Raw genomic sequence first — 15,687 nt, 5'->3', positions numbered from 1 at the left:
GCTTTTCACGTTCATGAACAAGTTGCTGACCTGGAGCGCCGCGCTGGCCCTCACCTCGCTGTTTTCCTATTCCGCTACCGCCCAAAGCATCGGCGTGGGCACCACCACGCCCGATGCTTCGGCCGCGCTGGATATTACCTCCACCACAGGCGGGCTGGCCCTGCCGCGCATGACCACGGCCCAGCGGCAGGCTATTGCCAACCCGGTATCGGGCTTGCTGGTGTACCAGACCGATGGGGAGTTTGGCCTGTACCATACTTACAACGGGGCGTGGTACAACCTGATGAACAACCAGCAGCCCAACAGTTACGGCTTTCTGACCAGCAGCGCCGCCAACGGCGGGGCCGTCTCCCCTTTTTCGGGCGCGGGCACCCAGAACAGTGTAATCAGCGACCCCTCCGGTACGGCCACGACTGCGACCTACACCAGCACAAACCTTCAGATGGCGATGGACCGCGACGGCAACCTGTACATGGGCGTCAGGCGCTTCGTGATGAAAATCAGCCCAACGGGTGCTTCCTCCATCTTTGCCGGTACCTCGTCGCTCGCCCTGGGTTACGCCGACGGACCCGCCACGGCCGGGGCCCGGTTTGGGGATTTCCTGCCGGCCCTGACGCTGGACCGGGACCAAAACGTGTACGTGTTCGACGCGGTGAACCGGGTGATTCGTAAAATCACCCAGGCCGGGGTGGTATCCACCGTCGCCGGCACCGTCGGCGTAGACGGCAGCACCAACGGCACCGGGGTCGGCAACGCCACCTTCAAGCAGTTTACGCAGGGGCTGGCCTTCGACCCCAGCGGCAACCTCTACGCGGTGGAAACGACCACGCACACCATCCGACGCATCACCCCCGGTGGCACGGTGTCGCTGTGGAGCGGTACATTGGGCACCAGCGGCAGTGCCGGCGGACCGCTTGCCAGCGCTACCTACAACATGCCGGTGGGCCTGGTGTTCGATATCTACGGCACCGGCTACCTGACCGACCAGTCCAACCATACCATCCGCCGCATCGATGTCAACGGCACGGTCAGCACCCTGGCGGGCTTGGCTGGTAACTCGGGCTTGGTCGATGGCACCGGCACGGCGGCCCGCTTCACCAACCCAAACAGCGTGGCCATTGCCACCAACGGCGACCTCATCGTGGGCATGAACCACGCGGTTCGGCGCGTAACCACGGGCGGTGTCGTCAGCACCGTAGCCGGTAGCACCACCTCGGGCATCATCTACCCGGCCACGGGCACAGCGGCCCGCTTCAACACGGTCTACGGGGTGGGCGTGAACCGCGCCGGCTGGATTTATGCCTTCGATTCGAGAAATTTTCGCTTTGTAGTCATCAAGTAGCTCACGCCGTCAAAGCGGCCCGGTCCTTTTCATTTCTTAACTACCCCCACCATCTATGCGACTGACTACCAACTGGGATACGATATTCGCCATTCGGTTTGGCGCGGTGAATGACTTATGGCAGGCCGATGCCAACCGGGAAGCCCGCTGGCGAAACGTGTTGCGGCAGCAGGTCAGCGCCGCGTGGGCGGGCGCCAATGCCTTGCAGTTTGCGGGCACCGCCAGTTGGGGCGGCACCTACGCCGGGGCCGTGACCGTGACCGGCACGCAACCCCGCAACGGAGTGGAACAACTAGTGCTGGCTTCGGCCAAGGTAACGTACCGCCTGCGGGAGGTGTTAGTGCTGGAAGGAGGCACGGACTACAATAACCCGCTCACGGCCTTGTCTTTTGCGCCGGCCGCGGCCGATGGCGACACCATTCGGGCGGCCACATTTGATTTTGCCTACGGATTGGCCACCGTCCGGTTCGTGAAGGGGGAAAAACCGCTGTTATTTCACACGCCCCCCCTCATTAAGTTTCACCGATGGCAGCGCGGCTGTGGTCGTGTTAGCCCCCAAAATCAAAGAAGATGAGGCTGTTCCCATCGCCTACGTGCGCATCACTAAACGGTCGAGCAATTGGGCAACCGAAACCGTCACTTTAGACGCCGATGCGTCCACCCCGGATTGCAAGGTCGAATACGTCAGGGGGCACTACGTAACCGTGCGCGATGGCGGCGCGGGCTACCCGGCTGTTGGCCCCGATGATGCCATCATCAGCTCCCCCGATAGTACCGCCAGTGGTTTGCGACTACAGCCACTGCTGGGGATAGATGAGGTTAGTTTCCAATATCCTGCCAGTGCTTCGGTAGACGAGCCGCTGCCCTTGCTCACCGTGGGTAGGGCCACCACCGACGCTGAAACTGATGAGGCCTTCGTGCTGGCCGGCCGTAGCATTGTGCAAGAGGTGGTTGGCCGTTTTCCCTGGAGATTCCACTCGGAAAAAACCGCGGCAGCGGCCTTTCGGTACTTTTTGGGCGGGGACGGTAATGAAGCGTGGGCCGGCGCCCTGTGGCCAGCTATAGAGCAGGTGTGGGAAGAGGCCGACTGGCAGGTAGGTCCCGCCAAAACGAATAAGACAGAAGCCAAGAAGCAGCTTCACCTCGAATTGCGTTCAGTTACGCTGGACGATTCGCTCTCCGTGGCCGCCTGGCTGGGCCAACTATTGAGTAAAGCCATGCAGAAAGTGTGGCAGTACTCCGATAAGTTCAAGCCCGCCAGCCTGCTGCTGGCCGAGCAGGGCAACCGGCCGCAACCGCCCGACCCCGATGCTGCCCTAGCTTACGCCCGCTACATCCAGCGGGACACACGAACGAATTTGAGCCCGATTGAGCGAACGGCCCTGTTGGCGCAGGCCTACAACACCGTGCTAGCCCGGGAGGTAGCCCTTGTGGCCGAGCGCGTGCAGGCCGCCGTGCGGGCCGCCGCCATGCGGGGGGCCTACCACACCGAATGGCAGGGCGACGTGCTGGCCCTGACCGGCGAGCGTACCATGGCGCAGCTCAACGCCGGCTGGTATGCGCAGGCGCTCAACCGCCACGAGGTGCTGGAGATGCTGCTGGAGGCCGTGGGCGGGTTGGTACCCGTTACCTGCCCACCCCACCTGTATGGCATTGGTCAACTCACAACGCCTACCCCGCTTATCCCTGCCTCCGACCCGGTGCGCTACACCGAATCGTTTGCCGTGGAGTTGGGACCGTGGCGGCTTTTGCGCACGGTGGGGCAGGAGCGCAGCCTCGACCCCAGCCTCCCCGTTACGGCGGGGGATGCCACCACCGAAATTACATTTCGCATTCCGCTCATTGGTGGGCTACTGTACTCGGGCCGCGCCGCCTATCGGCTGCTACCCACCGACCAGTTATCGCTCGATGTATCGGTCAGCATGCGGGCCGTGCAGCAAACGCAGCAATCAATGCAGCTGGAATTGAAGCACTTCAAGGCGCTGCGCTACAACCTGACGGCCCTGCCGGCCGGCACCTTGCCCAGCCAGCTCTTCTCGAGCAACACGGACAATATTGTTGGCCGACTGGTCGCTTTTCTGAACCGGGCCCTGCTGGTAGAGGCCCGGGCTCCGGTGGCGGATGCCGTGTACGCATCCTTCCTGCTGTCGCGCCGCTCGGCGGCCAGCTATCAGCGGGTGCTGGCCCGCCTCAACGTGCTGGAAGACGTGGCAACGCAAGCCGCCAAATCAGCCTCAAGCGCGGCCGACCATAAGGCGTGGCTCACGCCCCGGTCGGTGCAGTACTACTCCCGGCACCGGCCCGATGACCAAGACCTGGCCGCAGACGACCCGCAACGCGAGCTGCTCGTCTGCCTGCTGATGCGCGGGGAAAAAGAAGATAGCCAAACCGTTGACATTAACAGGGATTTGATTCCGACAGGGCGGTCGGCGGCACTGTACATCGACAAGCACCTGCTGCTGCACAAGTTTTACCTGCCGGCCATCGCCCGCAGCTTCTACCTGGATGCGACGGGCCCCCAAACGGCCGAATCGAATATGGATGAGTTATTTATCGTGGCCGATTCGAGCGTTATAACGACTAAAGCGTTATACTTTGCCCAGGATTTTCTGACCAACTCCTCCCGCGCCGACGGCCAGGGCCCGGCGCGGCTCCTGGTGCAGCCCTTTCAGTTTTTGTTTCGGCTCAACGCGGACTCGGTAACCCTTGAATTTGATAGCGTGGCCGTTCCGGGCGATTACGGCCGGGTGCAAGGCACCGCCAGCCGGATAGCCACGGGCACTTACCATAATACCACGGCCGATTACGGCAGTGCCGACCGGGCGGAAGTTTATTACTTGGAAGATGACCAACAGTTTTTGGCTACCGCCGACGCAACGTCTTGGCTGATGACCACGCTGACGCTTATATCGGGCGCTGTAAGCTTAGCGTCTGTGGGTATAAGCATAACCAGCTTGGTCCAGCGGAAGCGTCTGGGACCCAATTACAAGGGCTTGACGAAAACCATCAAGGGGATTTGGGGCGGAATGACAGCTTTTTTCGGGCAGTTCGTGCCTCGAAACCGCGTAATGCCACAACCCAACGCGCCGGCGACGCTGCGCCGGCAGTTCGGATTGGGTATGTACATCCGCAACAAGGTGGAAAACGGACGCAGGTGGGAAATTGACCGGGAAATAGCGCGGGAAAACCCGCAGGGCTGGCGCTACATGCTCACCCATTTGGCGCAAGCCGATGGCCGGATAATAGCGCACGTGCAGCGGACGCCCCGGGAGGGATGGGATGGGAACGTTGGGCAGCCAGCAGTTGAGAATCAGCGATACAACTTGCGCTTTGCCGAAGGCGGGGCCTACGCCGGCCGGTTGGACCGTATAGAGCGCATCAACATTGACGAAGAGGCTGACCCTTTCTTGGATGGCAATTTCGTGAATGAGGAACTTCGCAACTACGAACGCGGCACGCTCCTTCCCGACCACTCCTTACTCACCGAGGACATCAACAAAGCCATGATGGAAACGGCGTTAAGATGGCCTCAAAAGTTGTCCACCATGAGCGAATATACCTCGGAGGGGTCGACCTACCTCAGTTTCATCATGCTGGGCTGGCAATACCTGATAGGCTATGAGATTGAGCGCGATACGAAAAAGCTACAGGCTCAAAGAAAGCAAAACGGCTTTTCGCAGCTGGCGGGGGCCTTCCTCAATGATATCCGGCCCTTCTTCGGTACGGCGCTGGTCGTGGACGAGGTGAAGCTGGACGATGGCTTGGTCATTAGCTTCAATCTTGACTTCGTAAAGGGGAGCCTGACTCCGGGGACCTATTTCGTGGTGCCGCAGGTGAGCCGGGAGGCCGGCGCGCAGGTAACGATAACCCTCACCGACGCGGTGGATGCCGAGGTGTATGTGCAGCTGGCCCAGCCGGCGCTCGGCGAGCGGCTCGGCTACAAGCTGCTGGGCGAGAAAATGCCGGTCAAAAAGCTAGCCAAGTCAGCCGAAGGCAGCGAGGCCTATACGGCGTCGATTAGCAGTTTCAAGGCCCCACCGCAAGCTACCATGCTGGTGTTTATCCTTGACCCGCCGGCCAAATCAATCCGCAACCCCTTGTTCACCCTGAATTTCAGCACCAATGCTACATTCTGAAACCACCCCGACGGCTCATCTGGCGGGCTGGGACGCCGTGTTCTCGGTTCGGCTGAGGTATTTCAATCAGTTGCTGGAGCAAGCCCGGCAGCACCACCCACAACCGACGCACTTGCGCTGGCCAGTCATGGGCGAAGCCAAGGTGCCCCGCTTAGCGGGCACTTGGCACGCGTGGCAATTCAAGGCTCTAGACAATCCCTATGCGTTGGCGCTCGAACTGCGGGTGCAGGACTTTACCTACACGCCCGCTTGGACCGGCCACCCGTACTCAACGCCGACGCTGGTCGTATCGTGTGTACTCAAACTGGGTTGGGATGAGCAGAGAGGGGGCGGTCATCTGCGGTTTCTGCCGGTGGTGCCACACCAGCTCGTCGTGCATGTGGCAGCCACCCCTGATGTCCTCCCGATAGATTACGAGTTGGGCCTGCAGCAGGAGTGGCAGCAATATGTAAGCGAAGTGCTCGCCTCCACGTTGGCGTTCCCACTGCTGAGTACTGTCTCCCTCCGGGGCCGCGCGCTGCCGTTACTGCCTAGTGCCGGTGCTGTGCATGACATGGGATTTTGTGTCACAGGAGCTCATGATACAGCCGCCCTGCACTTGCTCCTCCGTACCGAGCAATCGGCCCTGCCTGCAGGAGGCCCCTCCCTGCTTCGTTTCGACCCAATTCCAGATGGTGCCGAAGCGGCCTACTGTCTCCGCGACGGGCTATTGCTAACGAAATTGGTATTGCCCACCATTGCCTGGCTAAGCCCGGAAAACGTGCCTGCCTGGGCCTTTACCCTCAGCGCATCCGGCCGCGTGGCCACCAACGCCGAGCCGCTGGCGTTGTATCCGGTCCAAATGCCGAGCTATGACGCAGTTTCTTCTATGGGTATGCCGCCCCTGCCCGCGTCGGTTAAGTACCCGGTGGTGCTACCAGGCTCGCTGCGAATAGCCCTGACTAAGGGCACGCTACGCGTGGATTATCGCAACGTGTATTTCCCCTGGAACGAATCGGCCGAGCTGCTGCACTCTTTCAGTTTCGCCTACACGCTCGGCAGTACCGCCGATGGGCACTGGCGCGTGAGCATTCGAGGTGTTGGAGGGGAGAGCAAGCGGTTCTTCCTTCCGATTGGGGTTGCCTCCCACGATAATGACCAATGGCTGCGCGAGCAAGGCCAGAAGCTGGCTGCTGATGTGGTCCCTACCGCAGATGCCCGGCAATTTTATGCGGCGTTGCAGGCTTGGCCCGGTGGGTCTGGCATCGTGCTGGGAGATAATTTGTCTACTCAGCCGACAGCCTACCAAGTGCAATCGGGCACTTACTTGGATGGCCTCGGCCGCTCCTACGACCCGGAAGTAGGGTTTCCCATTACCCCACAAGCTCCGCGGCCCGCCGCCCAAAACTCACCTCTTAACGCTCTACAGCAGGTGGGCGCGCAAGACCCGCCGCTGGCACTGTCCGCACTGCTGCCGATGCTGCTAACCCCCTCCGGCCGTTTCGACCTTTACCAGTTGCCGTCTCTGCTACACCCGGCCGCTGCCTTGGCCTATGGGCTACTGAATCAGATTGATTCAACCTATCCGGAGGTACAACCGTTGGATGCTGATGACTTTCATCTGGAATCGACTTTCGGCGACGCGGCAAAATCGCTCCTTTCACTATTCCGCTTCCACTCGTTTTCTACTACCAGTGCTGCGGTAACCTCCGCTCAACTGCTGGACGGCTGTCTGCAAGTGGGATTGCTGCCGGCTCCTACTGCCACCGTTCCCAATAAGGCAGCTATCCGACATTGGCAGCAGCAGTGGCAGAAGCAAATGACGCATTTACAGGCACCCGCCTTGGCTCAGCTTCGCCACGACCTGCGTCAACTAGTCCAGACGCAGCGGACGCAGCACCCCGTTCTTTCAGTAAGCGAGGCCGATGCCCCAGCCAATATTCGGCGAGTGCTGGAGCAGGTCCAAACGGCCGTTGACCAACAGCAGGCGTACTGGCATAGCGCCCCGTCTCAGGCACAGCTGTGGCAGGCCCAGCAAGAGCAGCGCCAGGCCATCGAAGCATTGTTAAGAACCGTTCGCCACGATGTGCCCCTGCCGTATGGCCCTATGAGCCGTGATTTGTCTGACCACCAGCTGCATAGCTTTGTAGACATGTCTTCTTTTAACGGGGTTCTGACAGGATTTATGCTGATGTGTCGGCTCCGGACTGAACATGATTCCTATCTGGAGTCAATTGACAGACAACGACCTAGCTATGAGGATGCGAGGCATTTGGCGCATGAAATAGCCGCTCGCATTGAGACGCTTGAAAATTATCCCGAAGTTTCTTCGCTGTTGGAGTGGGCGGCATCTCAAACGTATCCCGTTCAGCTAAACCCAGAACGCGGTGAGTGGGCCCGGTTTCGTTTAGCCGTCCACCGGCTTCGAGAAATAGCTGTGGAATTAACAGCAGTAAGTGCGTCATCTCCACCAGCAGTAATTGATTACTTCACTTTATTCAACGAGCACCTACTATGGCTGCGGCTCGCGGATGAGCCCGAAGAAGCGCTTCTGCGTCAGGGCTATCGACTGCTTGATAGTGCGGCTGCTCTGGGCACTTCAGTGCACCAGACACCTTTGCACGTGCCACAAGTGCCCACGTTCGAGGCCCTGGAGGCAATCCGAGCCATCCTGGCGCTTTCTCCTTTTGCAGGCGGTTCCCTGCACCATATTCGTTGGCCAGAGTTATTGGCAGTCCCATCTAAAGACCTCAAAAACTGGCTTAATGACCTACTGGAAGAATCTTTTTGGGTTAATGGTGAAAATGCATATTATTTTCTATTCAAGCACCTGCTAGACAGATACCAACAGAATTCACTGGCTGTTCTGGCTTGGAGAAGTTTGGGGTACCATCTTGGACTTGGACAGCTATTCAAATGGGACGCTGCATTTTCATCCCTTGAGCTTGACGAATTTGAGCGCACCATTTCTGAGTGCATTCACCCAAATGAGTACGAGTTCGTGCCTGTGCTAAGTCGGATATCACCCGAAGCAAATAAGGAGATTTCGGATGTTACTGCATTTTACGCTGCGATTAAGCAAGAGAAATGGCCATTTGAATCTTATATTAGAAATATAGGACATAAAGTTCACGGTGCTCTAGGATGGGTTAATGAAAACGTGTCGCCACAGGGCAGTTGGGCGGCTGTCAGCCAAGACCTATCCTTTTTATTCGCTCAATATGGACTGTTGGCATCAACAAAGAATACCGATACTGGACCGCATGCCGTCATGGCTGGATTGTACCGTTTCGTCAAAATGGTGTCTGAGTTAGCTGAAGGGCAAATGGATACTTCCAACCGCTTCTTCATTGCTACTTATCGCACTTTTATCGAACAGGCACTTTACAGTATGTTTTCGGGAGTTTCCACCCTAACGCCCGCTTTGAGCGCACGGCTGCAGGAATGGGGCCGGCTATATATCTCGGAAATAAACGAATCACCCTACGTGATGAGGTACACAAACCCCCTGGACGTACTGGCCGAGCAACTTCGCAAACGTGCAAACGAAGAAGAGGCCTTACACACCTTGCCTCAGCCATTAGTGGCAGACTGGGTAGTATACGATAAGGCCCACCCGATGCCGGTAGATGTTATGGTGGAATGGCAGACTTGGTCTACTACGCACAACCGGGAAGTGGAGCAGTGGAGTGGAGCATTTCACGGAAGCCTGCAGAAATTGCGCCAGCGCTACCCCAACCTGCCAGCATTTGCTGATGTATTTACGGGTTACGACGCTTGTTTAACGACATACGCCACGTTATTGGGTTTTTTAAATCAGCGTGCGACGCTGCAGCTGCTGCGTCACAAGACGGCCCCTCTGTGGCAGCAGCTATACGACTCCTGCCTGGCTCAGTTGACCAATTACGAATCGGCTGGCTTGGTGCCGAATAAACACCTGCACACTTTTCATGATGCCTTGCTGAAAAGCTGGCTTCTGGACACGGAGGCTGTGCTGGAACAGGATGAAGTGGGCCTACCCTCGGTACTCCATGGAGCGCCTTGCATGGAGATGGCAATTATGGTTCAGCACGCCATAGCTACTTTTCAATCCGACTACGGGCAATTCAGGCAAGTGCTTGCCGTAGAGCAAGGACGCCTGCGCCGCAAGCCTGCAGATACGCCATTATCCATCGAAAAAATCGCTGAATTGAGCACCCGGATAGACGGCCTTGCCATTCGTCTGCATAACCTGACTAAAGTAGTAGCAGTGGCAGCTTCCTGAAGGAACAGTCATTTTTCGGAGACACAGCCGGCTACAGTTGGGTAGGGTACCCGGTCGTTCAGCACCACAGCCCGCCACTTTCGACGGCGCTCATCCTATTTATCCTATGCCCGACCAGATACCCCCGACCAAGTCTGCAACCTACGTTACCGCTGCGTCCCGCATCGGGCTGGCCTTATCTGGCGGCGGCTACCGTGCCGCCGCCTTCCACCTGGGCACGTTGCGCAAGCTGCATGAGCTGGGACGCTTGGCCGAGGTGGACGTGCTCTCCACTATCTCCGGCGGCTCCATCACCGGGGCCGCCTACTGCCTGTACGAGGGGCCGTTCGAATCCTTCTACGACCGGATGCAGGCCGCCCTGGGCCGCTGCAACGTCATCCGCCGCGTGCTCACGTCCTGAGCATTCATTCGCTTCGTCCTGCTCGTGCTGGCCCTGCCGGGGCTGGCGCTGGGCCTGCTCTTTACCCGCTGGGCCCCGGCTGCCCCCCTGCCCCTGCTGGGGCTGGCGCTGCTGCTGGCCCGCTACCAGTTCCGGCTGCTGCCCGTCAGCCAGGAGATTGAGCGGGCCTACGAGGCCTTCTTCTTCCAAGGCCGCACCCTGGACCAGCTGCCGCCCCGCCCGCTGCTGGCTCTGAGCACCTCCAACCTGCAGACCGGGCGGCCCTTTACGTTCTCCCGCGACTGGATGGGCGACTCGACCTACACGTATGCGGACCGCCCGGCCCGGTTCGTGGCGGCCGGGTTTCCCGTTGCCCGGGCCGTGGCGGCCTCCTCCTGCGTGCCGTTTGCCTTCACGCCCGTACGCCTGGCGCGGACCTTCTACCAGCAGCCGGCCGATGCCGACCGCCCGGATGTGCAGCCCCAGCTCATTGATGGCGGCGTCTACGACAACCAAGGGCTGCACAAGCTCACCCAGCCGGGCAGCCGATACGCCTGCGGGACGATTCTGGTGTCCGACGCCGGGGCCGGGCTGGGGCTGGTGGCTGCTTACCCCAACACGGTGGCGCTGCTGCTGCGCACGGTCGATTTGTTCATGCAGCGCATCCGCAACGTGCAGCTCATGGACCAGCGCTTCCGCCCGGCGGCTGAGGGCCCGGGCCGCAGCATCGCCTACCTGGCGCTGGATGGGCAACTGGAACAGGTCATTCCCGCCTTTGTGAACCAGTTAATCAACGGGCAGCTGCCGGCCGCCGTCGTGGCCGCCCGGCAGCTGCGGCCGGAATGGCAAGCCGAGCCGAAGCAGCATCAGGCGCAAATCGAGCAGTATCTGACCGAGCTGGTGGGCTATGCGCAGGTGGCGGCCCGCGACCTGACCCCGGCCGAGCGGGCCGTGGTCACGAGCGTGGGCACGAACCTGACGCCGCTCACGCCGGCGCAGATGACGCTGCTCAGCCGCCACGCCGAAAACCTGACCGAGTTGCAGGTCAAGCTCTACTGGCCCGCTCCGACCCAGCCGGCGTAACCAGTCCCCCTCCGACCGTAGCAGCCAGTACTGCTCCAGTACCTGCCAACGGGCTTTGTGGGTGGCCAGAATGCGTTGCCCAATGACCGATAGCGATAACTTATTTTTCCTAATCCCAGCCTCAAATGAAAAACACCTCTCCTCTACGGCTAATTCCAACCCTGACGCTGCTGTGTTGGGGTTTCGCATTGCTTCCAGCACAGGCACAGAGCGCCCCCCGCAGTGCGGCGGCTTCCAGCCGCCGGTCAATTGGCGGCGGCAGCGGCAAGAGTACCCTTTTGGCTCCGCCCGACACCTTGCGTATTGACCTGGCCGTGCCGCTGACGGCTACGCGAACAGTCGAGGACAAGACCTACGTGGTACTGCTCGAAAGCAAACTGGTGGACCAGCTCTATACCATCAGCGCGCAACTCATCACGACGCCCATCCCGGCGCTGCCGCTGCCGAATCCGAACAACACGCCGTCAGCGCCTATCGCCGCTGCTTCGCCTGACAAAAAAGATGAAAAAGATGAAAAAGCATGTGCGAAACTGGCCGCGCTCGTGCAAGACCTGCGCAATACCCGCCAGGAAGCCGACGTGTCGGGCCTGAGCGCGGTAGTCCGGGAGGCACTGGCCGCAGACTCGTGTAAAGATAATGCCCTGGTTAGTAAGGCGAAGGCTGTCCTGCAACGTACGCGACTTGTTGTCGGAACCTATACCCTCAAAAAAGGGCAGCAGTTGACGGTTGTCGTAACGCGGCAAACCGGAGACGAAAAACGAACCTGGGAGCAAGTGTTTTCCACCGGCCCCCGGGGCACCTGGGAAGTCTCCTACGGGTTCTGCTTCATAACGCCAGTGTTCAACAAAGAAGAGGTTTTCTTCGCAGCGGCCCAGCCCGCGGGCACCGGTACAACCACTGGCACAACCTACCGCATCACCAAAGAGCGGGATGACCGCCGGCTGCGGTTCGCGCCATCCATTTTCTTCACCTGGGTACCGACCAGCGTCCAGGCCAATGGCGTCGGCTTTGGACTCTCCGGTGGCCTGGGTTTCGATTTGGTAAGCCCTACAGTATTCTTCGGTCCGACCTTCACGTACCACCAAAACCTAAAAATCAGCGCGGGGATAGTTGGGCAGCAGCAACGTGTACTGCTGGGCCGCTACAAAGAGGGTGACATCATCAACGATAACCTGAACGAATCCCAGCTACACGAGGACCGCTACCGTTTCAACCCGTTCATTTCGCTCTCGCTGGGCTTCAGCCAAAACCCCTTCGAGCGTCGCACCCAACCGTAGACCCAGGCTCAAAATCAGGCGCTTCCTGCTTGGACTGGTAGCAGCCGCTGTACTGTAGTAGGGTGAAAAGCTCGTCCCCGACGGGTGCGGTAGCCAGCCTGGTTCAACTCATGCGCGACTTGCTGCAAGGTATGGCCCTTGGCCCGGAGCAATTCCGCGAGCCGGGCAGCCTGGCGGTTCTGCTGGTTCTCGCGGGCGTTGGCCTGCATCGCCGCCTGACCCTGGGCAATAACGGCCGGCGTGAAGTTGGCCGGCGTGCCCAACTGCGCCCCCCGCGCCTTTTTGGCCGCCAACGCATCCTTCGTCCGCTTGGAAATGGTCTCGCGCTCATGCTGGGCAATGACGGCAAACAGGCCCACGGTCAACGTATTCGCGTCGGGCATATCGCAGCAGACAAAGTCCACGCCCGAGTCACGCAACGCGAAAATGAAGCCCGCGTTGCGGCTAAGCCGGTCGAGCTTAGCGATGAGCAGCGTCGCGCCCACGCGCCGCGCCTCGGCGATGGCGGCCAGCAACTGGGGCCGCTGGTTCTTTTTGCCGCTCTCAATTTCCACGAACTCAGCCCCAAGCTGGGCCACGTCCGGCACGAAGGCCCGCACGGCGGCCCGCTGCGCGTCGAGGCCCAAACCCGAACTGCCCTGCTTCTGAGTGGAGACTCTATAGTAAGGAGTGTAGCGGCGGGCTTGCGACATCAAATCAGAACCAGAGGGAAGAAAACACCCGCAAGTTACCTTATTTTACATATTGTAAACGTTCGTTTACAATATGTAAAATCGGGTAACATTCATTAATTAGACACGAATGTCTGTCATCCCCCTTTGCTGAACGAACGGAAGTCGGGTGTACCGATTGGCGTCGCATAAAGTAGGCCCTGCCGGTTAACCATTCTCATACCGGTTACCAGCGCACGCTGTTCCGCTTCCGCCTGCCCCATGCCCAACGCGTGCACCGAGTGGAAACACAGCCTGAAGCGGCCCACTGCCCACTTGGCCGCCTGGGAAGCGCCGGCCGGTGGGGTCACATTTCGGCCGGCACTTGCGCACCTATATTCGGGGTGCCGCTTCCACGATTTTTTTCACACGAACGCCGGACGCCGGGTCGGCCTGAACCCGGTCGCGGGCCGGGCGTTGCACGCGCTGGTGGCGGCGTTGGTCATGCTGACACGATGCAAGCTCTTGGTGCGGGCGCTGGAGCTAGCTAACCTTGTCCAGTCTGCAGATGGTGCTTTTAGGCCATTGTTGCTTAGGGCGAAACTCAGCCCCCATCTCACAGGCCCAAACGTTCAGGATAATCCGTGGATTAGCTAGTCGGCTGTAACACCATACATTAACAATTATTTAAAATTGTCTTTAACCTGCTGTATCATTGGGTTCTATGTCGGTCTTTACAAAGAATTTTTAAAATCTAATTTCTATTTTTATTAGCATTAAACGAAACTATGGAAAAATCTCACTATTTTAGTAGTCGACGCTCTTTTCAAGTGTCGCAAACGTTATGGCTAGCAAGCTAACCCCCGGCACGGCCGCACCGAAAAGCGGTCAGTATCAAATTATTGGTCCCCGTGGCGGCCAAGGCCCCGAAAGGACCTCTACAAAAGGCAACCCGTTGCCCCCTACCCCCCTTGCGGGTTCAACCTACAAGTTGGTTGACGCCACCCGCACCAAGTAGGTTTTCAGGTGGGAGAGTCGCGCTCTCCCACCTCACCTGCTTAACCGTTCCGCTCCTTTTCGTAACTCCATAAACTCAAAAACGGATAAAATGAAGAAAATATCAGTAAAAAATATTGTTATGTTTAGAAACAAGTCCGAGAAAAGTCGAAGGACGCTGCTAACTAACCTAGGCAAAGGGAACGAGGTTAGCTTGGATGGCGGTGGAGACTATTGGGTTCGAAGCCTAAGTGCGTTAAGCAACGCCGTAAAGGAGAAAAGCACGGAACCCATTAGGAATAAAATAGTCGATATAACCAACGACTTCAAACCGGGCATGATAAAACAGACGAAGGATATGTACGAGAGAAATCTTAATATTCTTCACAACTACGAAGACTTTGACTTTAGTAATTGGTTGCCAGCAAACACCAAAACAGTAAGCAGGAGCAGCAAAAAGGCAATTATTGACTGATGTTACGCAGCCATTTTGGTTAACGCGTAGTGCATGGCTTTGAGTCCGCGCAAATAAAGTTGGGCTTTGAGGCGAAAATGACCAATGCCTAATTGTCGGGTTATCTTCTCTAACTTGATGTAGGCCAGGATGGAAGAAAAGAAATGATTGGCCTGCGTATCGATGGTTTTCGTAGGCGACTTGCCCATCGACGTGTTTTGCTTGAGCGATTTGTGGTACTCCTCGATTTTCCACCTTTTCTGGTAGATTACCGTCACTTGTTCCCCGGTCAAATTCGTATCGCTGCTCACCAGATATAACACGCCCTGCGAACCGTCCTTATTTGTAAAGACTTGCCGGACCACGAGCACCGCCTCCACGACGCTCCGTAGCCAGACGCGCAAGGGCTGCCCATCCGGGAAAGCCAGCGTATCAAGGGCCTGGAATTCCCCATTGCCGCGCCCCACTTCGCTCAGGGCCACGGTGCGCGAGGTGGGCAGGGCAAAAATAAAGTCGTGGCCCAACGCGCGCACCTGGTTCATGTTCTCAGCCGAGGCATACCAGCTGTCGGCCAGCAGGTAGCCGTAGGCCACTTGCTCTTGGGCCACGCGCAACATGGCGCGGAGCATCTCGTTTTTCGTCAGCGGGCTTTTCTGACTCACTTTCTGGGTTTTAGGGTCGGTTACGGCCTGCGTTTTCTCCACCAGCTCCACGGCAATCGGCACGGCGAGCGAACCGGCCACATAGAGCAGGCTCACGAAATTGAGCCCCTTCACGTACCGCCCCAGGCTATGGTCGTAATGGGTACAGAGCAGGGCATTGGCATCGGTGTGGGCCTTCTCCAAAATAGAATCATCGACGATAAGAACAGCAAAATCGGCTGCTTCCAACGTCCGCTCGGTTTGCCGAATCAGCGGTTTGGCATGGCCCCAGACCTGGCGTGAATCCAAGTGTACGCTGCTGAGCCAGCGCGTCACCTGGTCGTGACTAAGCTGCCCATCGAACAGGCGTGAGAGGCCCGTAGCCGAAGTTTGGCCCGTCGAGCTGATGAGATAATCCGTGTACAAATCCAGGGTGCAGGCCATCGAAAACGGTAGTTAGAACGGAAAAATACTGCGTAACATCAG

At 58.6% G+C, this 15,687-nt stretch carries 9 protein-coding genes; 7 read left to right on the top strand and 2 right to left on the bottom strand.

Translation table 11 applies throughout. The features are described 5' to 3' along the window. The first annotated feature begins 13 nt into the window (after positions 1-13). The 7 genes from GM79_RS23110 to GM79_RS12670 all read left to right on the top strand — a co-directional run bounded on the left by GM79_RS23110 (position 14) and on the right by GM79_RS12670 (position 12,460). Positions 14-1,342, top strand: coding sequence for a hypothetical protein (locus GM79_RS23110; RefSeq protein WP_051718846.1), 1,329 nt, complete (start codon positions 14-16; stop codon positions 1,340-1,342). Positions 1,343-1,397: 55 nt separating this feature from the next. Next, positions 1,398-1,916, top strand: coding sequence for a hypothetical protein (locus tag GM79_RS12695; protein WP_035564433.1), 519 nt, complete (start codon positions 1,398-1,400; stop codon positions 1,914-1,916). Then, positions 1,888-5,478 carry a hypothetical protein gene (locus GM79_RS12690; protein ID WP_035564431.1) on the top strand — a complete coding sequence of 1,197 codons (3,591 nt, stop codon included), beginning with the start codon at positions 1,888-1,890 and terminating at the stop codon, positions 5,476-5,478. The genes GM79_RS12695 and GM79_RS12690 overlap by 29 nt, the downstream gene beginning before the upstream one ends. Further along, positions 5,465-9,721 (top strand): hypothetical protein, encoded by a 4,257-nt coding sequence (locus GM79_RS12685; protein WP_035564429.1) that lies wholly within the window; start codon positions 5,465-5,467, stop codon positions 9,719-9,721. The genes GM79_RS12690 and GM79_RS12685 overlap by 14 nt, the downstream gene beginning before the upstream one ends. 106 nt (positions 9,722-9,827) lie before the next feature. Continuing rightward, positions 9,828-10,121, top strand: a complete 294-nt coding sequence (locus GM79_RS12680) for a patatin-like phospholipase family protein (protein ID WP_035564428.1) — start codon at positions 9,828-9,830, stop codon at positions 10,119-10,121. Positions 10,122-10,145: 24 nt separating this feature from the next. After that, complete coding sequence (locus GM79_RS12675) at positions 10,146-11,183, top strand: patatin-like phospholipase family protein (RefSeq protein WP_035564426.1); 1,038 nt, start codon at positions 10,146-10,148, stop codon at positions 11,181-11,183. 125 nt (positions 11,184-11,308) lie between these two features. Then, entirely contained in the window at positions 11,309-12,460 is a 1,152-nt protein-coding gene (locus tag GM79_RS12670; protein WP_152559979.1) for a hypothetical protein, read from the top strand. A gap of 14 nt (positions 12,461-12,474) precedes the next feature. Here the strand turns inward: GM79_RS12670 and GM79_RS12665 are convergent, their stop codons facing one another. Continuing rightward, positions 12,475-13,152 (bottom strand): recombinase family protein, encoded by a 678-nt coding sequence (locus tag GM79_RS12665; RefSeq protein ID WP_035564422.1) that lies wholly within the window; start codon positions 13,150-13,152, stop codon positions 12,475-12,477. 1,431 nt (positions 13,153-14,583) lie between these two features. After that, positions 14,584-15,645: a transposase gene (locus GM79_RS12650; protein ID WP_035562095.1), complete on the bottom strand. Its 1,062-nt coding sequence runs from the start codon at positions 15,643-15,645 to the stop codon at positions 14,584-14,586. Positions 15,646-15,687 lie beyond the last annotated feature (42 nt).

Source organism: Hymenobacter sp. IS2118, from assembly GCF_000715495.1.
In the GTDB taxonomy this organism is placed as follows: Bacteria; Bacteroidota; Bacteroidia; order Cytophagales; family Hymenobacteraceae; genus Hymenobacter.
Note: the sequence above shows the minus strand (reverse complement) of the source record. Positions and strands in the feature narration are given on the sequence as shown.

Excerpts from the sequence above, each read along its gene's own strand:
- GM79_RS23110 (WP_051718846.1), top strand. The coding sequence starts at position 14 with ATGAACAAGTTGCTGACCTGGAGCGCCGCGCTGGCCCTCACCTCGCTG.
- GM79_RS12695 (WP_035564433.1), top strand. The coding sequence starts at position 1,398 with ATGCGACTGACTACCAACTGGGATACGATATTCGCCATTCGGTTTGGC.
- GM79_RS12685 (WP_035564429.1), top strand. The coding sequence starts at position 5,465 with ATGCTACATTCTGAAACCACCCCGACGGCTCATCTGGCGGGCTGGGAC.
- GM79_RS12680 (WP_035564428.1), top strand. The coding sequence starts at position 9,828 with ATGCCCGACCAGATACCCCCGACCAAGTCTGCAACCTACGTTACCGCT.
- GM79_RS12670 (WP_152559979.1), top strand. The coding sequence starts at position 11,309 with ATGAAAAACACCTCTCCTCTACGGCTAATTCCAACCCTGACGCTGCTG.
- GM79_RS12665 (WP_035564422.1), bottom strand. The coding sequence starts at position 13,152 with ATGTCGCAAGCCCGCCGCTACACTCCTTACTATAGAGTCTCCACTCAG.
- GM79_RS12650 (WP_035562095.1), bottom strand. The coding sequence starts at position 15,645 with ATGGCCTGCACCCTGGATTTGTACACGGATTATCTCATCAGCTCGACG.